The organism is Burkholderia sp. MSMB2157WGS (assembly GCF_001532755.1).
GTDB lineage: Bacteria > Pseudomonadota > Gammaproteobacteria > Burkholderiales > Burkholderiaceae > Burkholderia.
Window position 1 is genome coordinate 537,814 of sequence record NZ_LPJG01000011.1, and the last position, 26,214, is coordinate 564,027.

Below are 26,214 nucleotides of genomic sequence, written 5' to 3' on the forward strand. Positions count from 1 at the left end.
GCAGCCGCGTAACATGGAGGCCGCCGCCAGGCGCCGCACGCCCCACCCTCTGGAGAACGACATGACAGCCGGCCTCGATACCGCCCAACCCGCCTGGTTCTTCGACTTCGTGTCGCCGTTCTCGTATCTGCTGCTCGAACAGCACGACAAATGGCCGGACGTGCCGTTCAACCCCGTCGCCGTCTCGCTGCCCGACCTGCAGCGCCACTGGGGCCAACGCCCGAGCGCCGACGTGCCGGCCAAACGCGTGTTCACGTACCGGCATGCGCTGTTTCGCGCGGAACAGCTCGGCATCCGCTTCAAGATGCCGCCCGCGCATCCGTTCGATTCCGACAAGGTCCTGCGCCTCGCGATCGCGCTGCGCGCCGATATCGTGACGGTGCTGGAAATGTTCCGCTTCATCTGGCGCGAAGGGAACGACCCGTCGACGCCGGAAGGCTTCGCGGCGCTGTGCGAACGCGTCGGCGTCGGCCACGGCGACGAGCTGATCGAATTCGAGGAAACCGCTGCGCAACTGACCCGCAACACGGCCGACGCGATCGCGCTCGGCGTGTTCGGCGTGCCCACCTTCTGGATGAACAAGCAGCTGTTCTGGGGCGAGGACGCGCTGCCGATGGTGCTGTACTGCGCGCGCACGCCGAACTGGCTCGAATCGCGCGAGGTCAAGCGGATCAGCACGCTGCCGAAGGGCCGCGCGTGATGGCCGGTATCACGCACGGCAACGCGCGGCTGCGGTAAGGTTACGCGTCACCGGACTCACCCCCAATCGATGGAAGACGACGACCGTACCGCCTCGCTCGACATCTGGCTCGTGCGCGTGTTGCGCACGCTGCTGCTCGAGCGCAGCGTCACGCAGGCCGCGCTGCGGCTGAACCAGACGCAGCCCGCGATCAGCACCGCGCTGCGCAAGCTGCGCGAGACGCTGAACGACCCGATCCTCGTGCGCGGCAAATCCGGCATGGTGCCGACCGAGTACGGCGCGTCGCTGCTCGACGCCGCATCGCGCGCGCTGCGCGAGGTCGATTTCATCGCGACGCCGCACGGCGACTTCGATCCGTCGTCCGCGCGGCGCACGTTCCGCGTCGCCGCGCCCGACTACCTGAACGATTTCTTCATGCCGACGCTGATCGAGCGCTTTCGCGATGCGGCGCCGCATGCCCATCTGGAGATCGATTCGCTGAATCCCGCGCTCGACCACGCGGGCGCGCTCGAATCGGGCGCGCTCGATCTCGTGATCGGCAACTGGCCGAAGCCCGACCCGCAGTTCGCGCGCCAGGACCTGTTCTCCGACACCATCGTGTGCCTGATGCGCGACGCGCATCCGCTCGCCCGCGTGCCGCTCACGCGCGACGCGTATGCGTCGGCCGCGCACGTCGCGCCCACCCCGTACACCGGCGACAAGCGCAACGCGATCGAGATCGGCCTGGCGCGCGCCCGCCTCACGCGGCGCATCGTGACGACGCTGCCGTACTTCGGGATCGTGCCGCAGGTGCTGCTGCAATCGGACCTGATCTTCACGACGACGCGCCGCTTCGCGACGCACTACGCGCAACTGCTGCCGCTCGTCGTCGTCGCGCCGCCCGTGCCGTTCCCGCGCATCAAGAGCTACCTGCTCACGCATCCGCAGCCCGATCGGCCGACCGACATCGCGTGGCTGTGCGCGCTGATGCAGAGCGTGTCCGACGAACTGACGGTCGCCCGCACGCGCAAGCGCTGAAGCGGCGCGACGCGCGACGCGGGACGCCCCCGCGCACGATCACGCCGCGCGGCCGCTCAGGCCGTGCAGAACGTTTCCTGAAGATGGGTCCAGCGCACGACGCCCGCCGCGTCGCGCTCGAACACGGCCGTCGCGCGCCGCGCGGGCAATTCGCCCGAGGCCGCATGCTGCGCTTCGACGTAGGTGAGCGTCACGTGCGACGCGCCGGCGACGAGCACGCGAATGTCCGACAACCCGATCCGCAGCCCCGGCTTCGCGCCGCCGAGCTGCGCGAACAGTGCGCGCAGGCCGTCGCGATCGAGCAGGCGGCCGTCGGTCAGGATCATCGTGAAACCGGTGGAGAAAGACGCGAGCACCGCATCGAGCGCCGCGGGCGCGGTATCCGCGCCGGACAGCCAGCGCTCGATGGCGACGACGCTCGCATCGAGCGCGTCGAGATAGACCCGGTGATCGGACATGGTGCGTGCACGAAAGACGCGCGGCCCGATGCCGCGCGATCCGTGCAGTGTAGGCAAAAACGCGCCGGCGTGCGCCGGGCGTATCGGCCACGCGTCGTTATCGTGCGCAGCTGACGTCGTCGCGCGCGCGGCCCGCGGCGGCGGCCTTCGCATCGGCCACCGGCATGCCCGAGCGTGCCTGCAGCAGCTCCGCGCAGACGGCCACCGCGATCGCGCCCGGCGCCTTGTCGACGATGCCGGCGACACCGATCGGACACACCATCTCGACGAGCCGCGCCGGGTCGACGCCGCGCGCGGCGAGGCGGCGCTCGAACTTCACGCGCTTGGTGCGCGAGCCGATCATCCCGAAGTACGCGTAGTCGCGCCGCCGCATGATCTGCGCGGCGAGCGAGAAGTCGAGCGCGTGGTTGTGCGTCATCACGAGGAAGTACGCGCCGGGCGGCGCCGCGTCGACGACGGCCTCCGGCGTGTCGGTCGGCTCCGGCTGCACGTTCGGCGGACATTCGTCCGGGAACAGCTCGTCGCGCGTGTCGACCCACTGCACGACGCACGGCAGCGCGCCGAGCAGCGTGACGAGCGCGTGGCCGACGTGCCCGGCGCCGAACAGCACGATGTGCATCGGCGCCGGCGGCGCGGTTGCGCGGTTGCGCTGGCCGGTGCCCGGCGCGAACGGCTGCAGTTGCGACGGCGCGCTGCCGCACACGCCGTCGCATCCCGCGGCGGGTGCCGGCGACGCGGCACGCGGCGAACGAGCGCGGCCGTTCATGCCGGCCTCCCGCGGGCCATCCCGACGGCGTCGACCGCACCGTCGAGCCGAGCGCACGAAGCGGGCGTGGAGCGGCGGTTCATCGTCTCACCCTGCCCGAGCGGCGCTCGCCGCCCGTACCGCCTGCACCGCGCGCAGGATCGACTCGCCGGTGGCCGGCGCGTCGAGCGGCGGATTCACCCGGTAATCGCCGACTGCCGCGATCGCATCGCGCACCGCGAAGAACACCGAGAACGGCAGCAGCAGCGGCGGCTCGCCGACGGCCTTCGAGCGGTGGATACTGTCCTCGACGTTGCGGTTCTGGAACAGCCGCACGTTGAACTCGGGCGGCGTGTCGTTCACCGTCGGAATCTTGTACGTGGACGGCGCGTGCGTCATCAGCTTGCCGCCCGCGTTCCACCACAGCTCTTCGGTCGTCAGCCAGCCCATCCCCTGGATGAACGCGCCTTCGACCTGGCCGATGTCGAGCGCCGGGTTCAGCGACGCGCCCACGTCGTGCAGCGCATCGACGCGCAGCGTGCGCATCTCGCCCGTCAGCGTGTCGATCACGACTTCCGACACGGCCGCGCCGTACGAGTAGTAGTAGAACGGGCGGCCCTGCAGCTTCGACTGATCCCAGTGCAGCTTCGGCGTCGCGTAGAAACCGTCGGACCACAGCTGCACGCGCGCGAGATACGCCTTCGCGATCACCTCGCCGAACGGCACGCTCGCACCGCCGACCCACACGAAGTCGTTGCCGAACTTCACGTCGGCCGCCTCGACCTTGCCGTCGCCGAACTGCTTCGCCGCGAACGCCGCGAGCCGCTCGCGCAACTGGCGCGCCGCGTCCTGCGCGGCCTTGCCGTTCAGGTCCGAGCCCGTCGACGCGGCGGTCGCGGACGTGTTCGCGACCTTGCTCGTGTCGGTCGCCGTCACGCGGATCCGGCCGAAGCGGATGCCGAGCTCGTGCGCGACCACCTGCGCGACCTTCGTGTTGAGCCCCTGCCCCATCTCCGTGCCGCCGTGGTTCACGAGCACCGAGCCGTCGGTGTAGATGTGCACCAGCGCGCCGGCCTGGTTGAAGTGCGTGACGTTGAACGCGATCCCGAACTTCACCGGCGTGAGCGCGATGCCCTTCTTCAGCACCGTGTTGCGTGCGTTGAATGCGCGCACGCCCGCGCGCCGCACGCGGTAGTCGCTCGTCGTCTCGAGTTCGCCGAGCAGCTCGTGCAGCACGTTGTCCTCGACCGTCTGCCCGTAAGGCGTCACGTTGCGTTCGGTCTTGCCGTACAGGTTCGCGTAGCGCACGTCGAGCGGATCGCGGCCGAGCGAGCGCGCGATGTCGTCGAGGATGTATTCGATCGCGAACGCGCCCTGCGGGCCGCCGAAGCCGCGGAACGCGGTGTTCGACTGCGTGTTGGTCTTGCCGCAGTAGCCGGCGATGTCGACGTCGCCGAGCCAGTACGCGTTGTCGAAGTGGCACACCGCGCGCGTCATCACCGGGCCCGACAGGTCGGCCGAGAAGCCGCAGCGCGACGTCATGTCGAGTGCGACGCCGTCGATGCGGCCGTCGTCGTCGTAGCCGACGTCGAAGCGGTAATGGAAATCGTGCCGCTTGCCGGTGATCATCATGTCGTCGTCGCGGTCCGGTCGCAGCTTCACCGGGCACAGCAGCTTCCACGCGGCAAGCGCCGCGCAGCACGCGAACAGGCCCGACTGCGATTCCTTGCCGCCGAACCCGCCGCCCATCCGGCGGCATTCGACCAGCACGTTGTGCGACGCGACGCCGAGCACGTGCGCGACGAGGTGCTGCATCTCGCTCGGGTGCTGCGTCGAGCAGTACACGTGCATCCCGTCGTCGTCCTTCGGCACCGCGTACGCGATCTGCCCTTCCAGGTAGAACTGCTCCTGCCCGCCGAGCAGCATCTCGCCCGACTCGCGGTGCGGCGCGGCGGCGAGCCGCGCGGCCGCGTCGCCGCGCGCGAGCTTCAGCGGCGGAATCACGTAGGTTTCGGCCTTGCGCGCTTCCTGCGCGGTCAGGATCGCGGGCAGCTCCTCGTAGTCGACCTGCGCGCGGCGCGCGGCGAGCCGCGCGGTTTCATGCGAGGTCGCGACGACGATGAACATCGGCTGGCCGACGAACTGCACGACGCCCTTCGCGAGCACCGGATCGTCGTGGATGATCGGCCCGCAATCGTTGACGCCCGGGATGTCGTCGGCCGTGAACACGGCGACCACGCCCGGCGTCGCGCGCACCGCGTCGAAGTTCATCGACACGATCTTCGCGTGCGGCTTCGCGGACAACCCGAGCGCCGCATGCAGCGTGCCGGCGACGAGCGGGATGTCGTCGGTGTAGGTGGCGCGCCCGCTCACGTGCAGGTGGGCGGATTCGTGCGCACGCGACACGTGCACTTGCGCGGCGTCGGCCTGCGGGTCGACGGTGCTGAGGAACGGTTCTGCTTGCTGGTTCATGTTCGGTGTTCTCCGTCTTCAGACGCGCGCCGCGTCGTCGGCAACTTCGGCGGCCACTTCGCGCACGTTCAGCGCCTGCGGCGGCAGCGGGTCGTGCGGACGCGTCTCGAGCCAGAAGCGATACATCAGGTTCTTCGCGGTATCGAGACGATACGCGCTCGTCGCGCGCATGTCGGACAGCGGCTGGTAGTCGCGCTCGAGCGCCTGCATCGCGGCCTGCGCGGTGGCTTCGTGCCACTGTGCGCCGTCGAGCACGGCTTCCGTATGCGTGGCGCGCTTCGGCGTCGCCGCCATCCCGCCGAACGCGACGCGCGGCTCGCGGATCGTGTCGCCGTCCGCGATGAACGCGAACGCCGCGCACACGGCCGAGATGTCGGAGTCGAACCGCTTCGACAGCTTGTAGGTGCGGAACTGCAGCTTCGCGCGCGCGCCGGTGCGGGTCGGCACCTTCAGGCCGACGACGAACTCGTGCGGCGCCATGTCCTTTTGCTGATAGCCCGTATAGAGCGCCTCGAGCGGAAGCTCGCGCACCGTGTCGCCGCCGCGCAGCACGACGCGCGCGCCGAGCGCGATCAGGCCCGGCATCGAATCGCCGATCGGCGAGCCGTTCGCGACGTTGCCGCCGATCGTGCCCGCATTGCGGATCGGCAGCGACGCGAAGCGCTTCCACATCTCGGTCAGCTCCGGGTATGTGCGGGCGAGTGCCGCATAGGCCTTCTCGACCGTCACGCCCGCGCCGATCTCGATCCAGTCGTCGCCATCCACGACCTGCTGCAGTTCGGCGATCTGGCCGACGTAGATCAGATCGTCGAGGCGGCGCATCTGCTTGGTGACCCACAGGCCGATGTCGGTGCTGCCCGCGAGCATGCGCGCGTCGGGACGCTCGGACTTCAGCGCGGCCAGCGCGTCGAGCGTGCGCGGCGCGGCGAAGCGCGCGCCGTTGGCCGCCGTGTAGTCGAACGTGTCGTCGCGCTTGAGCGATGCGAGCGTGCGGGCAAGCGCCGCCGTGTCGACCACCGCCGACGCACCTTCGCCGGCCGCGCCTTCGCCGGTCGCATCGAACATCCGCACCGCCGCATCGACGATCGGGCGATAACCAGTGCAGCGGCACAGGTTGCCGGTCAGCGCATCGGCGATCTCGGTGCGCGTCGGCACGCCCTTCGCCTTCGCGCACGCGTTGCCGCAGCCTTCGTGGCCGTGCTTCTCGTACAGCGCCCACATCGACATCACGAAGCCGGGCGTGCAGAACCCGCATTGCGAACCGTGGCAATCGACCATCGCCTGCTGCACCGGATGCAGCGCGCCGTCCGGCTGGCGCAGGTCCTCGACCGTCAGGAGCGCCTTGCCGTCGAGCGTCGGCAAGAACTGGATACACGCGTTGACGGCCTTGAACTCGACCGCACCGGCGTCGGTCAGTTCGCCGACGACGACCGTGCACGCGCCGCAGTCGCCTTCCGCGCAGCCTTCCTTGGTGCCGGTGCAATGCGCGTCCTCGCGCAGGTATTGCAGCACGGTGCGGGTCACGTCCGCGCCGCTCACTTCGCGGATCGCGTGACGATGGTAGAAGCGGATCGGCTCACTCATGTCTCGGTGTTTCTTCAAATTGGGGGCTAGGCGGCCTGCGCGGAGCGCTCGACCGACGTTTTTCCGACAGTTTGCACGCTATCACCGTCAAATTCCGCAACCCATAGCCCATCGCGCATGCGGCTCATATCACTGCCGCGATATGCGCGCCCGACCGCCCGCGCCCCTTGCCGCACGGTGCGCCGCGCCCGTTTCCGGCGCCCGCGACCGCCGGTCGTCTTCACGAACGGCAGGCAGTTAACTAAACGGTACCTGCGTGAAAACCGGTTCCATGGGAAAATCCCGATTCCCTTTTCCGCCGTTTTCCGTTCGATCCGTCATTCGTTCCGACCCCATGTCAACCGATTCCGCCACACCGCCGCACAGCGGGTTCGCAGTCACGCTGCAAATCGTGTCCGTCGTCTGCTTCACGTTCATCTGCTACCTGACCATCGGCCTGCCGCTCGCGGTGCTGCCGGGCTTCGTCCACGACGACCTCGGCTTTTCCGCGATCGTCGCGGGCGGCGCGATCAGCGTCCAGTATTTCGCGACGCTCGCCTCGCGGCCGCTCGCCGGGCGCCTCGCCGATACGCTGGGGCCGAAGCAGACGGTGCTGCGCGGGCTGGTCGGCTGCGGCGTGTCGGGCGTGCTGCTGCTCGTCGCGCTGCTGCTCGCGCACTGGCCGGTCGCGAGCCTCGTGCTGCTGATCGCGAGCCGGCTGGTGCTCGGCGTCGGCGAAAGCCTGTGCGGCACCGGCGCGATCCTGTGGGGCATCGGCCGGGTCGGCGTCGCGCACAACGCGAAGGTGATCTCGTGGAACGGCATCGCGACCTACGGCGCGCTCGCGCTCGGCGCGCCGGTCGGCGTCGCGATCGCGCATACGCTGAATCCGGCGCTGATCGGCGTGATCGTGATCGCGCTGGCCGCGCTCGGCTTCTACCTCGCCCGCCTGATCGCCGCCGTGCCGCTCGTGCACGGCGAACGGATGTCGTATGCGAGCGTGTTCACGCGCGTGCTGCCGCACGGCCTCGGCCTCGCACTCGGCTCGGCCGGCTTCGGCTCGATCGCCACGTTCGTCACGCTGTACTACGCGGCGCGCCACTGGCCGAACGCCGCACTGTCGCTGACCGTGTTCGGCACGCTGTTCATCGGCGCGCGCCTGCTGTTCGCGAACACGATCAAGACCCACGGCGGCTTCCGCGTCGCGATCGTGTCGTTCGCGTTCGAATGCGCGGGCCTCGTGCTGTTGTGGCTCGCGCCGGTGCCGCACGTCGCGCTCGTCGGCGCGGCACTGACGGGCTTCGGCTTCGCGCTGATCTTCCCGGCGCTCGGCGTCGAGGCCGTCGCGCTCGTGCCGCCCGCGAGCCGCGGCGCGGCGCTGTCCGCGTATTCGGTGTTCCTCGACCTGTCGCTCGGCATCACCGGCCCGCTCGCCGGCTATGTCGCGGGTGCGTTCGGCTATCCGCAGGTGTTCCTGTTCGCGGCGGTGGCGGCCGCCGGAGGCGTCGCGCTGTCGATGGTGCTGTATCAGCGGCAGGCGCGCGTGGCGGGAAGCGGCGCGGCGGCTTGATCACGCCGCTCACCGCACGGCGGCCAGATGCGGAAATCGCGGCGCCGTCGCCTCAAAAAAGAAAAACGCCTGCATCGCGCAGGCGTTTTTTATATGGCGGCCGTTGCGACGGCCGGCGCGGTCACACCGTCCGCAAAAACAACCGGCGCGTGAGATCGAACGCGACGAGATTGCCGGCCACCACGAGCAGCAGCCCGATCACCGCGAGCGGCGACCATTGGTAGCCCTCGAACACCGTCGACACGGCCAGCGCGACGATCGGGAACAGCACCGTGCAGTACGCGGCGCGCTCCGGCCCGATCCGGCCGACGAGCGTGAGGTAGGCGGTAAAACCGATCACCGAGCCCGGCACGGCCAGGTACACGAGCGCGCCGAGATAGCGCGGACTCATGTCGAGCGTGAACGGCATGCCGACCGCCGCGCTGCCGACGGTCAGGATCGCCGCGCCGATCAGCATCGCCCAGCCGTTGGTCGCGAGCGGGTGCAGCCCCATCGACTGCATCCGGCTCGACAGCAGGTTGCCCGCCGAGAAGCACATCGTGCCGGCGAACGCGATCGCGAGCCCGATCCACGTCGCGTGGTCGTCGAGATGGCCGGCCATCTGCTGCCAGAACAGGCATGCGATGCCGGTCAGGCCGAGCAGCGCGCCCGCGATCGCCGACGGCCGCAGCGGGCGGCCCATGAACAGCCGGCCGTTGATCGAGTTCAGCAGCGGCGCGGTCGAGAAGATCACCGCGACGAGCCCGCTCGGCACGACTTGCTCCGCATAGTAGAAGCACAGGAAATTCAGGCAGAACAGCGCGAAGCCCTGCGCGACGAGAAAGCGCCACGCTTCGCGCGGCGGGCGCACCGGCCGGCGCATCGCGCGCAGCAGCGCGAACAGCACGGCGGCCGCGAGCCAGAAGCGCCATGCGATCGACACGGGCGGCGGCACCGAGCCGAGTTGCCACTTGATCGCGATCCAGGTGGTGCCCCAGATCAGCACGGTGACGAAATAAAGCGACAGGTTCATGGCGGCAATTCGGGAAATCGGGTGAATCGGGATCCCGACTATGCGGCCGCCCCGCGCGTGCCGATTGTCCGGAATTGCGGTCTTTTTCGGGACGCCGCACACGCCGTCGCGCGGCCGCTTATACTCGGCGCATCATGAGTCTCTCCCTCTGCGCCCCGCCCGTCGACCGCGCCGCCGCCCTGACCGGCGGCGAGCTGCCGTTCGGCCTGCAGTCGGTCTGCCGCACCCTCGCCGACGCGAACGCGACGCTCGAGCGCTTCGCATGGCTCGGCGACCATCTCGCGATCGCCGAATGGACGCGGATCACCGACGAAAGCGAGACGATCTACGAGCAGCCCGGTCACCACACGCTGTCGTGCTACCTCGACGGCGGCTACCGGACCGAGCGCCAGCGCGTGCCGCGCTACGGCGCGCCGAGCCTGCTGTGCGCATTGCCGGGCGACCATGAATCGCGCTGGTGGGTGCGCGGCGAAATGCATTTCGTCCACCTGTATTTCCTGCCCGAACACTTCACGCAGCGGGCGATCCGCGAGCTCGACCGCGAACCGCGCGAACTGAAGCTGGCCGATCGCACCTATTTCGAGGATGCGCGCGTCGCCGCGCTGCTGCGCTCGCTCGCGCTCGACGGCTGGGACGATGCCGACGACCGGCTACGCGCGAACGAAACCGCGCATGACGTGCTGAGCCTGCTGCTGCGCGGCCAGAGCACGACGCGCACCGACACGTCGTTCCGCGGCGGGCTCGCGCCGGCCGTGCGCCGCCGCGTGCGCGACTACATCGACACGTACCTGACGCAGCCGCTGACGCTCGGCGAACTCGCCGAGGTCGCCGCGCTGTCCGAATACCACTTCTCGCGGATGTTCCGGCTGTCGTTCGGCCGTGCGCCGCACGCCTGGGTGGCCGAGCAACGGCTCGCGCGGGCCCGCGAGCTGCTGCGCACGACGGCGCTGCCGCTCGCGCAGATCGCGGCCGACTGCGGCTACGCGAACGCCGGCCACTTCAGCCATCGCTTTCGCGACGCGCACGGCACGACGCCGAATACCTACCGGCGCGCGATGCAGGGCCGCTGAGCGCGGCCCCGTGCCGCTTTTGCGCGCTTACGCGCCGCGCCGCGACAGTTCCTGTTCGAGCGCGGCGACGCCGGCCGGCAGATCGACCGGCACCTTCAGGTCGACCATCGTGCGACCGAACGCATGCAGCGTGCGAAACAGGTTGTGCTCGCGACACTGCTCGCCCATCTGTCCGATCCGCACGATCGGCAACCCGAACGACCCCGAGATCTCGACCTGGTACTGCTTCGAGATATGGCCGCAGACCATCCCCGGCGTGAGCCCCTCCGGCGTCTCGATCCCGACCACCGAATTGAGCCGGCAGTCCTTCGGCGCATAAAGCTTGAGCCCCATCGATTCGACGCCCGCCTGCAGCGCCAGCGAGCAGCGCAGGTGGCGCGCGAAGCGGCTTTCGAGCGTCTCCGCGCAGACGAGCCGCAGCGCCTCGTGCAGCGCAAGCACGCCCGACACGGGCGCCGTGTAGTGATAGCCGGCGTTGTGCCAGAAGTTCTCCGCGAGCGCCATGTCGAGGCACCAGTGCGCATTCGGCTCGGGGCGCTGCTTCATGCGTTCCCACGCGGCATCGGAAAACGCGATCAGCGACACGCCCGGAATCGACGACAGCCCCTTCTGGCCGCCGGTGATCACCGCGTCGATGCCCCACGCGTCCATCTCGAGCGGCATCGTCGACAGCGTGCACACCGCATCGACGACCACCAGCGCGCCGGCCGCCTTCGCGAGCGCGGCGATGTCGCGCAGGTCGCGGTTCCATACGGTGTTCGACGTCTCGCCCTGCACGATCGTGACGATCTCGGGCCGCTCGCGCGCGATCGCGTCGGCGATCTCGTCGAGGCTCGCGACCGCGCGGTCGGCGACTTCGAGCGTCGCGACGTCGGCGCCGACACGCGTGGCCATCTCGGCCATCCGCGCGCTGAAGAAGCCGTTGCGGATCGACAGCACGCGCGTGCCGCGCCACGCGAGGTTCGAGATCGCCATTTCCATCGCGGCCGAGCCGGGGCCCGCGACGCCGAGCACCCACTTCGTGCGGGTCTGGAACACGTAGCGCGCCATCTCCTTCACCTGCTCGATGATCTTCGCCATCGTCGCGCCGAGGTGATTGATCACGATCGTGTTCGCCTTGGCCACGGCGGCCGGGATCGGAACCGGGCCGGCCCCCATCATCAGCAGCGGTTCTTCGGGCAGGATCGCGTCGAGCGGCACGACGACGGGACAGGGAATCGGCGAATAATCGATGGACATGGCTGGAAAATGATGAGGGAAGAAAAATGCCTGGACGCCGGCGGCATGGCACGGCGAACCGGTCGATCATTCCGCGTTCCGCCGCCCCGCGCAAGAGGCACGCACGTCCGGACAGCGCGACGCCGGCCGGTCGCCGGACCGGGCCAGCCGGTCGCGCCGCGACCTGCCACATTGAAAAAGGGATTGCCGGCCGTTTCCGAAACGGTTCCATTCGGGTTCCGCCAGCACGATTTTCTCCCCAATATCGGCAACGGTTCGCCGAAACCGCCGGTTCAGCCCGATTCTCGGATCGAACGAAATGGAGCGGCCACCTGATACAAATCGCGGAGCGAATTCGATACACGAAATCCGAACGTGGAAAAAACATCCACCATTGCGGCATGTATTGGGGAGCGACGCCGAAATCGCCCTGTCTCGGTTCGCGCGAATTTAACCCAACACGTTGATTGAAATAGGGAATCCCGGCCGAGTCGACGCATATTCCAATATCGCGCCGTTTTCCCTCGACGTTCTTGCTGCATTGCAGCGTCAAACCGGTACTCGCGATTTCGATTTTACGCAAGCCGCCCCTTTTCTCAGGTTGACGGATATCGGTTCCGTATTGAACAATCGTCTGCGGAATCGAAATTCGATTTTCGATACGAGGGAGAGCTGGGGCCGCGCAATGCGCTTTCGATGTCGTGCGGCGATAAATCACAACCAAAATCAATCAACCGGGCCAGAAATACGCAAGCCATGAACCAGATTCAGACCATGCGTGTATTCGTCTGCGTCGCCGAACAGCAAAGCTTTCGGCGCGCGGCGCACCATCTCGGCGTGTCCAATGCGCTCGTCACGCGTTCGATCGCGATGCTCGAGGGCCACCTGAACACACGGCTGATCCATCGCACCACGCGCAACCTGTCGCTCACCGAGGCCGGCGTGCGCTACCTCGATGGCTGCCGTGCGCTGCTCGAGGAATTCGACCACCTCGAATCGTCGGTCGCGCATGCGGTGCGCGAACCGGCCGGCACGCTGCGCGTCGTCGCGTCGGGGCTGCTGTCGCCGCTGGCGCTGACGCCGCTCGTCAGCAGCTTCCGGCACCGCTATCCGGAACTGCGCGTGCAGCTGACCGTCGCCGAAGGGCCGCTCGACGTGCTCGATTCGGGCTACGACGTCGGCATCGTCACCGGCACCCGGCTCGACGGCAACCCGTCGCTGATCGGCCATGCCCTCGCGCCGAATCCGTTCGTCGCGTGCGCGGCGCCGGCCTATCTCGACCGTCGCGGCGAGCCGCGCGTGCCCGACGATCTACCGGGCCACGACTGGGTGACGCTCGCGCCGCACCAGCACGCGCCGACGTGGCAACTGGTCGGTCACGACGGCGTCGCCCATTCGGTCACGGTGCGCCCGGCCTGCACGGTCAACCAGCTCGCGCTCGTGCAGGCGGCGGCCGTGGCCGGCGCCGGCATCGCAGTGCTGCCCGAGCCGTGCGTGGCCGACGCGCTCAACCACGGCACGCTCGTGCGGCTGATGGCCGGCTACCGGATCGACGATCCCGACGCGCAGTTGTCGCTCGTCTATCCGAACCGCCAGTACGTGCCGGCCCGCACGCGCAGCTTCGTCGAGCATGCACTCGAGCACTTCGGCGCGTCGTCCACCCGCGAACGGACGGATTACGGCTTCCTGCGGCCGGCGCGCGGGCCCGAACACGCCGACATCGTCACGGGCCTGCAGTAAACTGCGCGCGTCAGCCATCGGAGGTGCAGCGTGCGCGTGATCCTGTTCAGCAGCCGGCAGTACGACGACGATTCATTCACCGCCGCCAACCGGCAGTTCGGCTATCGGCTGCACTTCCAGCCGTCGCACCTCGACGCGGAAACGGCGATCCTCGCGCACGGCTATGACGTCGTCTGCCCGTTCGTCAACGACACCGTCGATGCGGCCGTGCTCGAGCGGCTCGCCGACGGCGGCACGCGGCTGATCGCGCTGCGCTCGGCGGGCTTCAACCATGTCGACCTCGCCGCCGCCGAACGGCTCGGCGTCGCGGTCGTACGCGTGCCCGCGTATTCGCCCCACGCGGTCGCCGAGCACGCGGTCGCGCTGATCCTCGCGCTCAACCGCCGCCTGCCGCGCGCCGTCGCGCGCACGCGCGAAGGCGATTTCTCGCTGAACGGCCTGCTCGGCTTCGACCTGCACGGCAAGACCGTCGGCGTGATCGGCACCGGCATCATCGGCAGCGTGTTCGCGAAGATCATGATGGGGTTCGGGATGCACGTGCTCGCGCACTCGGTGCCGCCGTACAACGACGAGCTGATCGCGTTCGGCGCGCGCTACGTCGAGCTCGACGAGTTGCTGCATCACGCCGACATCGTCAGCCTGCATTGCCCGCTGCTGCCGTCGACACACCACCTGATCAACGAACGCACGCTCGCGCGGATGAAGCACGGCGCGATGCTGATCAACACGGGGCGCGGCGGCCTCGTCGATGCGCAGGCGCTGGTCGACGCGCTCAAGAGCGGCCAGCTCGGCCATCTCGGGCTCGACGTGTACGAAGAGGAAAGCGGGCTCTTCTTCGAGGATCACTCCGACCTGCCGCTGCAGGACGACGTGCTCGCGCGCCTGCTGACGTTCCCGAACGTGATCGTCACGTCGCACCAGGCATTCTTCACGCGCGAGGCGCTGGCCGAGATCGCGCACACGACACTGTTGAACATCGAGGCGTGGCATGCGGACGCTCCGCAGAACGTCGTGATCGCGAACCGTTGAAAAACTGCCCGTTTCATGGTCGGCAGCGCACCCGCAATCGTTTGCTTCTGTCTGCTGCCACGCACCGCGCCCCACTTCGTCAACAATTGAGTGCATTGTTTCGCATGAAGTAACGTTTCGTGCGCGCCGTCTGTTATCGTTGCGCCGACGTCCTTCCCTGCCTTTGCCGCTCATGCGTTTCGACGATTCCGACATCGCCGCCGTCTATCGCGCCATCTTCGAACGGCGCGACATGCGCCACTTCACGCCGGCGCCCGTCGAGCCGGCCGTGCTCGCGCGGCTGCTGCGCGCGGCGCACCACGCACCGAGCGTCGGCTTCATGCAGCCGTGGCGCTTCATCCGCGTCACCGATCCCGCATTGCGCACCGCCATTCACGCGCTGGTCGAGGCCGAGCGCCGCGCGACCGCCGACGCGCTCGGCGAGCGCCAGGACGAGTTCATGCGGCTGAAGGTCGAGGGCGTGCGCGAATGCGGCGAGCTCCTGGTCGTCGCGCTCGCCGACGGCCGCGAACGCCATGTGTTCGGCCGCCGCACGCTGCCGGAAATGGATCTGGCATCCGCCGCGTGCGCGATCCAGAACATGTGGCTCGCGGCGCGCGCGGAAGGCCTCGGGATGGGCTGGGTGTCGCTGTTCGACGTCGATGCGCTGCGCACGCTGCTGCGGATGCCCGACGGCGCGAAGCCGATCGCCGTGCTGTGCGTCGGGCACGTCGATGCGTTCTATGCGAAGCCGATGCTCGAAGCAGAACGCTGGGCCGCGCGGATGCCGATCGAAGCCTGCCTGTTCGAGAACGGCTGGGACGCGCCGGTGGTGATCGACGGGGCCGGATCGGCTGCGTCGCCGACAGGCACTGAAACCAAAGAAATCTCGGGCGCGATGCCCGACGGGGCGCCCGAACGCATCGCCTGAGGCACGGTTCGGCAGCCACCATCGCGCCGCAGCCGGATCGCCACCGATCCCACCGGGTAAGCCCCCTGCCCGCCGACCCGTCGCACGCCGGCAACAACCGTTTTGGCCCCAAGCATAGGGGTTTTCACTGAAGTAGAATCGCGGCTGACGTTCGCCTGACCGTCCGCCCGTCCCGCGCATCCCGCGCCTGGCTCGAGCGGCATCCTTTCCCGAGCCTACCGCGATGCCCCTGCCTCTTTTCGCCCTTGCCGTCGCCGCATTTGGAATCGGTACCACCGAATTCGTGATCATGGGCCTGCTGCCGAACGTCGCGCGCGACCTCGGCGTGTCGATCCCGGCCGCCGGGATGCTCGTGTCGGGCTATGCGCTCGGCGTGACGGTCGGCGCGCCGATCCTCGCGATCGTCACCGCGAAGATGCCGCGCAAGCGTGCGCTGATGGGCCTGATCGGGCTGTTCATCGCGGGCAACCTGTTCTGCGCGATCGCGCCCGGCTACGCGGTGCTGATGGCCGCGCGCGTCGTCACCGCGTTCTGCCACGGTGCGTTCTTCGGCATCGGCTCGGTGGTCGCGAGCAACCTCGTCGCGCCGAACCGCCGCGCGCAGGCGATCGCGCTGATGTTCACCGGCCTCACGCTCGCGAACGTGCTCGGCGTGCCGCTCGGCACCGCGCTCGGCCAGGCGTTCGGCTGGCGCGCGACGTTCTGGGCCGTCACCGGCATCGGCATCGCCGCGGCCGCCGCGCTCGCGGTGTGCCTGCCGAAAAACCTCGCGATGCCCGACACCAGCATCACGCGCGAATTCAGCGTGCTGAAGCACCCGCAGGTGCTGATGGTGCTCGGCATCAGCGTGCTCGCGTCCGCGAGCCTGTTCAGCGTGTTCACGTACATCACGCCGATCCTCGAGGACGTGACGGGCTTCTCGCCACGCCAGGTCACCTACGTGCTGCTGCTGTTCGGCCTCGGCCTGACGGTCGGTGGCACGCTCGGCGGCAAGCTCGCCGACTGGCGTCGAATGCCGTCGCTGATCGCGACGCTCGCACTGATCGGCATCGTCCTCGCGCTGTTCGCGGGCACGATGCATCTGCCGTTCGCCGCGCTCGCGACGATTTTCGTGTGGGGCATCCTCGCGTTCGCGATCGTGCCGCCGCTGCAGATCATGATCGTCGATCGCGCGAGCGACGCGCCGAACCTCGCATCGACGCTGAACCAGGGCGCGTTCAACCTCGGCAACGCGAGCGGCGCGTGGCTCGGCGGCATGGCGATCGGCTCCGGCGTGTCGCTCGTGAACCTGCCGTGGGTCGGCGTCGCGATGGCCGTCGCCGCGCTCGCGCTCACGCTGTGGTCGGCGTCGCTCGAACGCCGCCCGGTGGCCGTGCCGACCGAGTACGTCTGACATCGCCCTCATGCGATCGTTGCGGACACAACGCCATCCGAACCTGATGGCCTTCATGGACCTTTCAACGATCGCGGTGTAGCATCGCGGCCGATGAAAGCCATTCTCAATCGCGATTTCCTCGCGCTGATCCTGAGCGTCGCGGTCGTCGGCCTCGGCACCGGCGCCACGCTGCCGCTCACGGCACTTGCACTGACCGAAGCCGGACACGGCACCAACGTCGTCGGCATGCTGACGGCCGCGCAGGCCCTCGGCGGCCTCGCGATCGTCCCGTTCGTCACCGCGCTCGCACGGCATATCGGTGCGCGCCGCGCGATCGTCGTGTCGGTCGTGCTGCTCGCGGCCGCCACCGCGCTGATGCAGTTCACGTCGAACCTGGTCCTGTGGGGCGTGCTGCGCGTGCTGTGCGGCGCCGCGCTGATGCTGCTGTTCACGATCGGCGAGGCGTGGGTCAACCAGCTCGCCGACGATTCGACGCGCGGCCGCGTCGTCGCGATCTACGCGACCAATTTCACGCTGTTCCAGATGGCAGGCCCGGTGCTCGTCAGCCAGATCGCCGGCGCGACGAGCATCCGCTTCGCGCTGTGCGGCGCGCTGTTCCTGCTCGCGCTGCCGACGCTCGCGACGATCCGCCGTGCGCCGCTCGCCGGCGACGACGCGCATCACGACGCGCACGGCCGCTGGCTCGACGTGCTGCCGCGCATGCCCGCGCTGATCATCGGCACCGGCTTCTTCGCGCTGTTCGATACGCTCGCGCTGTCGCTGCTGCCGCTCTACGCGATGGATCACGGCGTCGCGAGCGCGACCGCCGTGCTGCTCGCGTCGATCATGCTGTTCGGCGATACCGCGATGCAGTTCCCGATCGGCTGGCTCGCGGACAAGCTCGGCCGCGAACGCGTGCATCTCGGCGCCGGATGGATCGTGCTCGCCGGCCTGCCGCTGCTGCCGTTCGTGATCGCGAACCCGTGGCTGTGCTGGCCGCTGCTGTTCGTGCTCGGCGCGGCGGCCGGCAGCATCTATACGCTGTCGCTCGTCGCGTGCGGCGAGCGTTTCCGCGGCGCGGCGCTCGTCACCGCGAGCTCGCTCGTGTCGGCGTCGTGGAGCGCCGCGAGCTTCGGCGGCCCGCTGGTGGCGGGCGCGTTGATGGAGCAACTGGGCAGCAACGCGCTGGTCGGCGTGCTGGTCGCCTGCGTCGCCGCGTTCGTCGCGGCCGCGTTGTGGGAACGACGCGCGGCGGTGCAACGCGCGACCTGATGCAGATTGGCGTTGGCGTTGGCGTTGGCGTTGGCGTTGGCGTTGGCGTTGGCGTTGGCGTTGGCGTTGGCGTTGGCGTTGGCGCGCAACATCATGCATCGATACGCGTCGGCCCGCTCGCACCCATGCTCCGCTCAACGAAAAACGGTCCGCGCAATGCGGACCGCCCCGTCATGCCGTACTAGCGTGGCCGGCCTGCGCGTGACTTCTCGCGCTGCGGTCCGTCAAGCACGCCGCGCCGGCAAAATCTTGCCGGCACACGTGCCGAAGCCGACGCGATAGCCGTCGCCCTGGCACCATCCCGTCAGTGTCAGCTCGTCGCCGTCCTCGATGAACGTGCGGCTGCCGCCGCCGTTCAGCGCGACCGGCTCCTTGCCGTTCCACGTCAGTTCGAGCAGGCTGCCGAACGAATCCTGGGTCGGCCCGCTGATCGTGCCCGAACCCATCAGGTCGCCCACGCGCGTGTTGCAGCCGGCCACCGTGTGATGCGCCAACTGCTGCGCCATCGTCCAGTACATGTGCTTGAAATTCGTGCGGCAGATCGACGTCGCTTCGGCCGCCCCCTCGGCGCGCAGCGTCACTTCGAGCGCGATGTCGAACGCATGCTTGCCCGCATGCTGCAGATACGCGAGCGGCTGCGGCGACTGCTCCGGCTGCGCGACGCGGAACGGTTCGAGCGCGTCGAGCGTGACGATCCATGGCGAGATCGTCGTCGCGAAGCCCTTCGAGTTGAACGGCCCGAGCGGCACGTACTCCCACTGCTGGATGTCGCGCGCGCTCCAGTCGTTCAGCAGCACCATCCCGAAGATATGCGCTTCCGCGTCCTCGCACGCGATCGGCTCGCCGAGCGCATTGCCTTGGCCGACGATGAAGCCCGTCTCCAGTTCGATGTCGAGCTTGCGGCATGCGCCGAACACCGGACGCTCCTGGTCGGGCAGCTTCAGTTGCCCGTTCGGGCGCCGCACCGGCGTGCCGCTCACGACCACCGACGACGCGCGGCCGTTGTAGCCGATCGGCATCTCCGACCAGTTCGGCAGCAGCGCATTCTTCGGATCGCGAAACATCGAGCCGACGTTGGTCGCGTGCTCCTTCGACGAATAGAAATCGGTGTAGCCGGGAATCTCGACCGGCAGATGCAGCGTCGCATCGCGCTGCGCGACGAGCACCTGCGCGCGCAGCGCCGCATCGTCGCGCAGCCGCGCGTTGTCGCGCGAGAACAGGTCCGACAACTGCACGCGCACGCTGCGCCACGCGTCGCGGCCGAGCGCGATGAACGCGTTGAGCGTCGGCGCGGCGAACGCATCGGCGCCGGCCGGCAGTGTCACGAGGCCCGCACGCGCGAGCGCGGCGAGATCGACGATCCGGTCGCCCAGCGCGACGCCCGCACGGCGCGCCGGTTGCTTCGCATCGCTGAAGATCCCGAACGGCAGGTTCTGGATCGGGAAATCGCAGGCGGGATCGTTCGCGGTCTCGACCCAGCTCTTGCGAGCCGGGTCGAGCGTCGCGCGCCAGTCTTGGGTATCGCTCACTTTTGCTCCGGATTGAAGTGTTTCTTGATGCCTTGCCAGCATTCGAAGTAATCGGCCTGCAGCTGCGCGGTGTCGAGCGCGTAGCGCGTCGGCCGGATCAGCGTGCGGGTTTCGAACATGAACGCCATCGTCGCGTCGACCTTGTGCGGCTTCGTCGTGTCGCTCGCCGACGCCTTCTCGAACGTATCGGCGTCCGGCCCGTGGCCCGACATGCAGTTGTGCAGGCTCGCGCCGCCCGGCACGAAGCCTTCGGCCTTCGCGTCGTACGCGCCGTGCACGAGCCCCATGAACTCGCTCGCGACGTTGCGGTGGAACCACGGCGGGCGGAACGTATCCTCGGCCGCGAGCCAGCGCGGCGGGAAGATCACGAAGTCGATCGTGTCGACGCCCGGCGTGTCGCTCTGCGCCTGCAGCACGAGGAAGATCGACGGATCGGGATGGTCGAAGCTGATCGAGCCGATCGTGTTGAACAGACGCAGGTCGTATTTGTACGGTGCGTAGTTGCCGTGCCACGCGACGACATCGAGCGGCGAATGGCCGATGTCCGCGCGCCAGAGGCGCCCGTTCAGCTTCGCGATCAGCTCGAACGCACCTTCGCGATCTTCGTAGGCGGCCTGCGGCGTCAGGAAGTCGCGCGGGTTCGCGAGCCCGTTCGAGCCGATCGGGCCGAGATCCGGCAGGCGCAGCAGCGCGCCGAAGTTCTCGCAGATGTAGCCGCGCGCGTCGCCGTCCGGCAGCGCGACGGCAAAACGCACGCCGCGCGGAATCACCGCGATCTCGAACGGCTCGACGTCGAGCCGGCCCAATTCGGTCGCGATGAACAGGCGCCCCTGCTGCGGCACGATCAGCAGTTCGCCGTCCGCGCTGTAGAAGAAGCGGTCCTGCATCGAGCGGTTCGCCGCATACAAGTGGATCGCGCAGCCGTTCATCGCGGCAGCCGAGCCGTTGCCGGCCATCGTCACGAGGCCGTCGACGAAATCGGTCGGCTCGACCGGCATCGGCAGCGGATCCCAGCGCAACTGGTTCGGCGGCGTCGGCGGCACGTCGGCCGAATCGCCGAATTCCGACACGAGCCGCTGCGGGCCCGCGTACGGCTCGAACGGCCGGTGCACGGCGGCCGGGCGAATCCGGTACAGCCACGCGCGGCGGTTGTGGCCGCGCGGCGCGGTAAACGCGGTGCCCGACAACTGCTCCGCGTACAGCCCGTACGGTGCGCGCTGCGGCGAGTTGCGCCCGTGCGGCAGCGCGCCGGGCAGCGCCTCGGTCGCGAATTCGTTCGCGAAACCGCTCAGGTAGCCGGCGGTCGCCGGTTTCGACAGGTCAAGCGTCATCGTTTCCTTTCTCCATCAATTCAGGGCGGCGTCCGGCGCCTGCGCGCCGCTGCGCCGCGTGACGCCCGCCAGGCCCAGCACGAACAGCGCCGAGCACAGCACGGGTACCGCGGCCGCGTGGAACAGCGCGCCGTTCGACCAGTTGAGCGCAATCAGTTGCCCGCCGACGAGCGGCCCGAGCACCGAGCCGATCCGGCCGATACCGAGGCTCCAGCCGATGCCGGTCGAGCGCAGCGACGTCGGGTAATACTGGCCCGCGAGCGCGTTCACGGCCGGCTGCCCGCCGACGACGCAGAACCCGCCCGCGAACACGACGACCAGCAGCCACGGCAGCGCATGCGCGACCGAGCCGATCAGCCCCACCGACACGGCCGCGCACGCGAAGCATGCGAACAGCACGCGCACGAAGCCGTGACGTTCGATGAACCAGCCGAGCGACAGCGTGCCGATCACGCCGCCCGTCTGCAGCACCGTGCCGACGATCACCGCCGTGCTCGGCGAATAACCGGCTTCGCGCATCACGGTCGGCAGCCAGTTCGACAGGAAGTACAGGTCGATCAAGTTCATGAAGCTGATGGCCCACAGCAGCAGCGTGACCGGCAGGCGGCCATGGCGGAACAGCTCGGCGACCGGCGCGCCGCTCGCGGCACGCTCGCGCACGACGAGCCGCGTATTCGCATCGATGCCGGCTTGCGGCGCGAACCGCGCGAGCCAGTCGCGCGCCTGCGCGACGCGCCCTTTCAGCACCAGGAACTGCAGCGACTCCGGCAGCCGCGCGAACATCGCGATCGTCAGCACGAGCGGCACCGCGCCGCCGACGAAGAACACCGAACGCCAGCCCAGCGCCGGAATCAGCGCCGCGCTGATGAAGCCGCCGACCGCCGCGCCGAGCGTGAAGCCGCACGACACGATCATCATCCGCTTCACGCGATGCGCGGCCGGGCTGAACTCGCCGACCAGCGCCATCGCGTTCGGCATGATGCAGCCGAGGCCGAGGCCGGTGACGAAGCGCAGCGCCATCAGCACGGGGATCGAGTTCGCGAACGGCGTCGCGAGCATCGTCGCCGCGAAGAACAGCGTCGAGCCGATCAGCACCGGGCGCCGGCCGATCCGGTCGGCCAGCACCGACAGCCCGAGCGCGCCGAGCAGCATCCCGAACAGGCTCGCGCTGAACACCGGCCCGAGCGCCTGCTTCGGCACGCCCCATTCGGCGATCACGCTGGGCGCGACGTAGCCCATCGCCTGCGCATCGAACCCGTCGATCACGAGGCATAGCCCGCACAGCATCAGCAGCATCCAGTGAAACCCCGGGCGATGGGTCTCGTCGATCACGCGCTCGACTTCGAGCACGCGCGCGTCGGCCGGCGCCGCGCTCATTGCGCGACCTCGGCGGCCGGATGCACGGGCGGCGTCACGCCCTGGCGCGCGAGCGCCATCGCTTCGCGCAGCACGTCGGCGTCGCCGACCTGGTTCGCGAGCAACAGGATCAGCTTCGCGTTGACGAGCTGGCTGTCGGCATCCGACAGATCGCGATGCATGTCGATCAGCGCTTCGTAGAACGCGTCGGGGTCGGCCAGGCGCGGGCGGGTATCGAGTGGGGGCATGACGGTGTCTCCGGTGTCTTTGTCGTATCAGCGGGCGCAGGTCGCGCGCGCCAGTGCGTCGGCAATCGCCTGACGGTCGAGCGCGCGCGCGCGTGCGCAGACGTGCTGGTCGGGGCGCAGCAAGTAGAACGTGCCGGGCTGCGCGTCGTAGCGCCGCGCGGCGAGCCCGTCGACGTCCTCCACGACGTCGACGCCGGCCACCGGCTGCGCGTGCCCGGCCGGCACGACGAGCACGGGACGCACCGGCAGCGCGAGACCGCCGACGGCCTGCGCGAGCGCCGCCGCGTCGCCCGGCAAGCCGAACAGCACGCCGGTGAAGCCGCCGCGCAGATGCTGCAGCAGCCAGCCCGGCGCGCCCTGCACGCGCACCGGCGCATCGGCCGCCGCCGCGCCCGGCCGCATCGCGCACGCGAATGCGTCGCCGGCGCGGTCCGGCGTGTTGAGCGGCGAATCGGCGAGCACGGCCGGCACCGACAGGCGCCCGCTGTTCACCAGCTTGCGCGCGAACTCGCAGTCGCGCGCGAGCTTCAGCGTCGCATCGCGGAACACGCGCGACACCGCGCTCTTCGGCGTGATGAAATCGGTCGAGCGCGTCGAGTGGCGGATGTTCTCGTCGGCCGCGAACTCGCGCTCGCTCGCATACGTATCGAGCAGGGCGTCGGCGGAATGGCCGTCCAGCACCAGCTTCAGCTTCCACGCGAGGTTGTCCGCGTCCTGCACGCCGCTGTTCGCGCCGCGCGCGCCGAACGGCGACACGCCGTGCGCGGAATCGCCCGCGAACAGCACGCGGCCGTGACGGAACGTGTCCATTCGCTGGCAGCGGAACGTATAGACGCTCACCCACTCGAGCTCGAACTCGACGTCCGGCCCGAGCAGCGCGCGCACGCGCGGGATCACGCGCTCCGGCTGCTTCTCGGCGACGGGATCGGCATCCCAGCCGAGCTGGAAGTCGATGCGCCACACGTTGTCGGGCTGGCGGTGCAGCAGCACCGACTGGTTGCGGTGAAACGGCGGATCGAACCAGAACCAGCGCTCGGTCGGAAACTCCGCCTTCATCTTCACGTCGGCGATCAGAAAGCGGTCCTTGAACGTGCGGCCGCGGCTTTCCAGGCCCATCATCGTGCGCATCGGGCTGCGCGAGCCGTCGGCCGCGATCACGTACTGCGCGCGCAGCGTCGCGACGCCGTCCGGCGTCTCGACCGTCAGCACCGCGTGTTCGGCCGACTGCTCGATACCCGTCACCTTGTGCTTCCAGCGGATGTCGATGTTCGGCAGCTCGAACGCGCGCTCGGCCAGATAGCCTTCGACGTAGTACTGCTGCAGGTTGATGAACGCGGGGCGCGCATGCCCCTCCTCGGGCAGCAGGTCGAACGCGTAAAGCTGCTCGTCCTGCAGGAACACCTTGCCGACGTGCCAGCTCACGCCCTTGTCGACGAAGCGCTCGCCGCAGCCGAGCCGGTCGAAGATCTCGAGCGTGCGCTTCGCGAAGCAGATCGCGCGCGAGCCGGTCGACAGCGTGTCGTCGTCGTCGAGCAGCACGACGGGTACGCCCTGCTGGGCGAGGTCGATCGCGGCCGCGAGGCCCACCGGGCCCGCGCCGACGACGATCACCGGGTGGACGGCCGCGTCGTGCGCGCGGGCGCGGTACTCGAACTTCAGCGTCTGGTAATCGATGCTCATGGTCGCCATCCGCTCCTCAACCGCGCCGTGCGCGCACCGCCGCGCCCGTCGTGCCGTCCGTCTCCTGCCGGTGCGCCTGCCCGCCTGTCCTGTCAACCGCCACGTCTCGCTCCTTGCTTCCTGTTGATTCGCGAACTGCGCCGCTTCGCGGCGCCCGCATGCCGCATTGCTTGATCGGCGACACATTCTGGATTTACGAATAGTAAAACCAATTACGAATAGTGAAATCAACGTAAACCCTAGCCATCGCCACGGGGACGGGATAACCATATGAGCGAAACGCCGAGCCGAGCGCGGCGCGCACTGCTAATATCAAGTCAACGAGGCGGCCCTTTCGGCCGCCATTTTTCCTTCTCACGCCGATGATTCCGCCTACCATCCCCGAGCTGGTCGCCCGTGCCGGGCAACTGCCGTATCTGCGGGAACACCTCGCGCTTGCCGAGGGCGGCACCGCGTGCGCGAATCTGCCCGAGCGCACGCTCGCCAGCGCGTACGAGCCGATCTACGACGTGACGATGCCCGGCTCGCCGCAATCGACGTCGTTCGCCGACGCGATCGAGCGCTACGGCGACGAGCTCGGCTTCCAGGCCGTCACGCTCGTCACGGGCGCGCAGCACGATCCGGTCGACGCGGCCGTCGACGACCAGACGCTGGTCGCGATCGACCGCCTGTCGCGCGCGCTGCACGCGATCAATTTCTTCGGGGCGCAGCGCCACGGGCTGTTGTTCCTGCGCGTGCACGAGCGGCTGCTCAAGAGCGTGAAATACGACCACGGCAAGCATTTCTCGTCGGTGCTGCAGCGCTTCGGGCTGCCGCCCGAGCGGATCGTGATCGAGCTGCCGGCGGTCGCGGTCGCCCACAAGACGTTCCTCGGCTACCTGACGCGCAGCTACCAGCATCACGGGTTCAAGGTCGCGGACAAGCTGCCGGACCCGGGCCGCATCCTCGCGGTCGAATCGGACATGGCGCGCCCCGACTACATCAAGATGGATGCGGGCATCGCGTTGCGCGACGGGATGGTCAAGGCGCTCGTCGCCTACGCACAGCGCGTGCGGATTCCGCTGATCTTCGACGGCGTCGTCGACGAGACGCAGTGCGAGCTGCTGCGCCAGCACGACGTGCGGTTCATGCAGGGGCCGGTGTTCGCGAAGGTCGTGACGGCCTGAGCGATCGGCGGGGAAGGCGCGCGGCAGCGGCGCGCCGGACGGCGCACGCCGGTGTCGTGTCGCTTCGCGGATCGGGTTTCGGCACGCAGCGTGGCGCGACGCCGGTCGGCTCCTGGTTCGTTCATGCAGCAAGGCCGGACGCGCTTGCGCGCGCTCGACGCCGGTGCCGCGGCGCCGATGTGACGCCTATTCTGGTCCGCCGTCGGCGTACTTCGGTAGATCGTCGTCGATCTCGATGCCGGGGAAACGATTCCCGTACCAGACATGCCACGCCGGACGCAGCCGCGACGGTTCGTCGAGCGTCGCGGAATTGATCTCGACCGTCTGCGGCGCGTCGGAGCGCCGGTATTCGAGCTGCGCGCCGCAACGGCCGCAGAAGCGCCGCTCGCCCCACGCGCTCGATGCATAGACGGTCGGTTCGCCCTGCAGGTATTCGAATGCGCCGATCGGCACCGATGCCGACGCAACGACCGCCGCGCCGGTCGTGCGCTGGCAGAGCCGGCAGTGGCAAAAGCCCGCGTCGGCGGGAACGTCGGCGATACGGTAGCGGATCGCGCCGCACGCGCATCCGCCTTCCATCGGTTCGGCGTGCGCCATTGCAAACCTCGTCGTCGGGAAGCACGCGAACGATGATGAGCGCGGTTCTCCCGTCGCGCAATACGCAACGGCGGCGCGCCGCCTCCGCGCCCCACGCTTTACTCCCTACGTCCTACGTCCTACGCCTTACGCCTTACGCTCTACGCCACCCCAGCG

General features: G+C 69.0%; 22 protein-coding genes. 10 read left to right on the forward strand and 12 right to left on the reverse strand.

Annotated elements, in window-relative coordinates; all coding sequences use genetic code 11:
* Positions 1-61 precede the first annotated feature (61 nt).
* Positions 62-700, forward strand: coding sequence for a 2-hydroxychromene-2-carboxylate isomerase (locus WT53_RS07185; protein WP_034206551.1), 639 nt, complete (start codon positions 62-64; stop codon positions 698-700).
* 69 nt (positions 701-769) lie between these two features.
* Positions 770-1,717 carry a LysR family transcriptional regulator gene (locus tag WT53_RS07190; protein WP_034206550.1) on the forward strand — a complete coding sequence of 316 codons (948 nt, stop codon included), beginning with the start codon at positions 770-772 and terminating at the stop codon, positions 1,715-1,717.
* A gap of 56 nt (positions 1,718-1,773) precedes the next feature.
* Here WT53_RS07190 and WT53_RS07195 read toward each other — a convergent pair whose 3' ends face one another.
* The 4 genes from WT53_RS07195 to xdhA all read right to left on the reverse strand — a co-directional run bounded on the left by WT53_RS07195 (position 1,774) and on the right by xdhA (position 6,976).
* A complete protein-coding gene (locus WT53_RS07195; RefSeq protein ID WP_034206549.1) occupies positions 1,774-2,175 on the reverse strand; it encodes a polyketide cyclase in 402 nt (133 codons plus the stop codon).
* 97 nt (positions 2,176-2,272) lie between these two features.
* Positions 2,273-2,941 carry a xanthine dehydrogenase accessory protein XdhC gene (gene xdhC / locus WT53_RS07200; RefSeq protein WP_034206548.1) on the reverse strand — a complete coding sequence of 223 codons (669 nt, stop codon included), beginning with the start codon at positions 2,939-2,941 and terminating at the stop codon, positions 2,273-2,275.
* 87 nt (positions 2,942-3,028) lie between these two features.
* The gene (gene xdhB, locus WT53_RS07205; RefSeq protein ID WP_034206547.1) at positions 3,029-5,392 is read right to left on the reverse strand and encodes a xanthine dehydrogenase molybdopterin binding subunit; all 2,364 of its coding nucleotides are present in this window, start codon (positions 5,390-5,392) and stop codon (positions 3,029-3,031) included.
* Positions 5,393-5,410: 18 nt separating this feature from the next.
* Complete coding sequence (gene xdhA, locus WT53_RS07210; protein WP_034206546.1) at positions 5,411-6,976, reverse strand: xanthine dehydrogenase small subunit; 1,566 nt, start codon at positions 6,974-6,976, stop codon at positions 5,411-5,413.
* A gap of 334 nt (positions 6,977-7,310) precedes the next feature.
* On the opposite strand from xdhA, the gene WT53_RS07215 reads away from it, so the two are divergent.
* Entirely contained in the window at positions 7,311-8,525 is a 1,215-nt protein-coding gene (locus WT53_RS07215; RefSeq protein WP_034206545.1) for an MFS transporter, read from the forward strand.
* A gap of 121 nt (positions 8,526-8,646) precedes the next feature.
* Here WT53_RS07215 and WT53_RS07220 read toward each other — a convergent pair whose 3' ends face one another.
* Positions 8,647-9,537, reverse strand: coding sequence for a DMT family transporter (locus WT53_RS07220; protein WP_034206544.1), 891 nt, complete (start codon positions 9,535-9,537; stop codon positions 8,647-8,649).
* A gap of 134 nt (positions 9,538-9,671) precedes the next feature.
* Between WT53_RS07220 and WT53_RS07225 the strand changes: the two genes are divergently transcribed.
* Entirely contained in the window at positions 9,672-10,607 is a 936-nt protein-coding gene (locus WT53_RS07225) for a helix-turn-helix domain-containing protein (RefSeq protein WP_034206543.1), read from the forward strand.
* A gap of 27 nt (positions 10,608-10,634) precedes the next feature.
* Here WT53_RS07225 and WT53_RS07230 read toward each other — a convergent pair whose 3' ends face one another.
* Positions 10,635-11,846: an alanine--glyoxylate aminotransferase family protein gene (locus tag WT53_RS07230; RefSeq protein ID WP_034206542.1), complete on the reverse strand. Its 1,212-nt coding sequence runs from the start codon at positions 11,844-11,846 to the stop codon at positions 10,635-10,637.
* A 735-nt stretch (positions 11,847-12,581) separates the two neighbouring features.
* Here WT53_RS07230 and WT53_RS07235 point away from each other — a divergent pair.
* The 5 genes from WT53_RS07235 to WT53_RS07255 all read left to right on the forward strand — a co-directional run bounded on the left by WT53_RS07235 (position 12,582) and on the right by WT53_RS07255 (position 18,151).
* Positions 12,582-13,565, forward strand: a complete 984-nt coding sequence (locus WT53_RS07235) for a LysR family transcriptional regulator (protein WP_034206541.1) — start codon at positions 12,582-12,584, stop codon at positions 13,563-13,565.
* A 30-nt stretch (positions 13,566-13,595) separates the two neighbouring features.
* Positions 13,596-14,594, forward strand: coding sequence for a 2-hydroxyacid dehydrogenase (locus tag WT53_RS07240; RefSeq protein ID WP_060259020.1), 999 nt, complete (start codon positions 13,596-13,598; stop codon positions 14,592-14,594).
* Between the two features lie 172 nt (positions 14,595-14,766).
* The gene (gene bluB, locus WT53_RS07245) at positions 14,767-15,504 is read left to right on the forward strand and encodes a 5,6-dimethylbenzimidazole synthase (RefSeq protein ID WP_034206539.1); all 738 of its coding nucleotides are present in this window, start codon (positions 14,767-14,769) and stop codon (positions 15,502-15,504) included.
* A 223-nt stretch (positions 15,505-15,727) separates the two neighbouring features.
* Positions 15,728-16,897, forward strand: a complete 1,170-nt coding sequence (locus WT53_RS07250; protein WP_034206538.1) for an MFS transporter — start codon at positions 15,728-15,730, stop codon at positions 16,895-16,897.
* Between the two features lie 93 nt (positions 16,898-16,990).
* The gene (locus WT53_RS07255; RefSeq protein WP_034206537.1) at positions 16,991-18,151 is read left to right on the forward strand and encodes an MFS transporter; all 1,161 of its coding nucleotides are present in this window, start codon (positions 16,991-16,993) and stop codon (positions 18,149-18,151) included.
* A 224-nt stretch (positions 18,152-18,375) separates the two neighbouring features.
* Here WT53_RS07255 and fahA read toward each other — a convergent pair whose 3' ends face one another.
* Genes fahA through WT53_RS07280 form a run of 5 tightly spaced genes read right to left on the reverse strand, consistent with a single transcriptional unit; the run spans position 18,376 to position 24,295 of the window.
* A complete protein-coding gene (fahA, locus tag WT53_RS07260; protein ID WP_034206536.1) occupies positions 18,376-19,680 on the reverse strand; it encodes a fumarylacetoacetase in 1,305 nt (434 codons plus the stop codon).
* On the reverse strand, positions 19,677-21,011 hold the full coding sequence (hmgA, locus tag WT53_RS07265; protein ID WP_034206535.1) for a homogentisate 1,2-dioxygenase: 1,335 nt from the start codon (positions 21,009-21,011) through the stop codon (positions 19,677-19,679). The genes fahA and hmgA overlap by 4 nt, the downstream gene beginning before the upstream one ends.
* Positions 21,012-21,026: 15 nt before the next feature.
* On the reverse strand, positions 21,027-22,388 hold the full coding sequence (locus WT53_RS07270; protein WP_034206534.1) for an MFS transporter: 1,362 nt from the start codon (positions 22,386-22,388) through the stop codon (positions 21,027-21,029).
* Positions 22,385-22,615 (reverse strand): DUF2783 domain-containing protein, encoded by a 231-nt coding sequence (locus WT53_RS07275; RefSeq protein WP_034206533.1) that lies wholly within the window; start codon positions 22,613-22,615, stop codon positions 22,385-22,387. The genes WT53_RS07270 and WT53_RS07275 overlap by 4 nt, the downstream gene beginning before the upstream one ends.
* A gap of 27 nt (positions 22,616-22,642) precedes the next feature.
* The gene (locus WT53_RS07280) at positions 22,643-24,295 is read right to left on the reverse strand and encodes an FAD-dependent oxidoreductase (protein WP_034207842.1); all 1,653 of its coding nucleotides are present in this window, start codon (positions 24,293-24,295) and stop codon (positions 22,643-22,645) included.
* A 362-nt stretch (positions 24,296-24,657) separates the two neighbouring features.
* Here WT53_RS07280 and WT53_RS07285 point away from each other — a divergent pair, with 362 nt between their 5' ends.
* Complete coding sequence (locus WT53_RS07285; protein ID WP_034206532.1) at positions 24,658-25,461, forward strand: EAL domain-containing protein; 804 nt, start codon at positions 24,658-24,660, stop codon at positions 25,459-25,461.
* A 186-nt stretch (positions 25,462-25,647) separates the two neighbouring features.
* On the opposite strand, the gene WT53_RS07290 is transcribed toward WT53_RS07285, so the two are convergent.
* Positions 25,648-26,058: a GFA family protein gene (locus tag WT53_RS07290; protein ID WP_034206531.1), complete on the reverse strand. Its 411-nt coding sequence runs from the start codon at positions 26,056-26,058 to the stop codon at positions 25,648-25,650.
* Positions 26,059-26,214 lie beyond the last annotated feature (156 nt).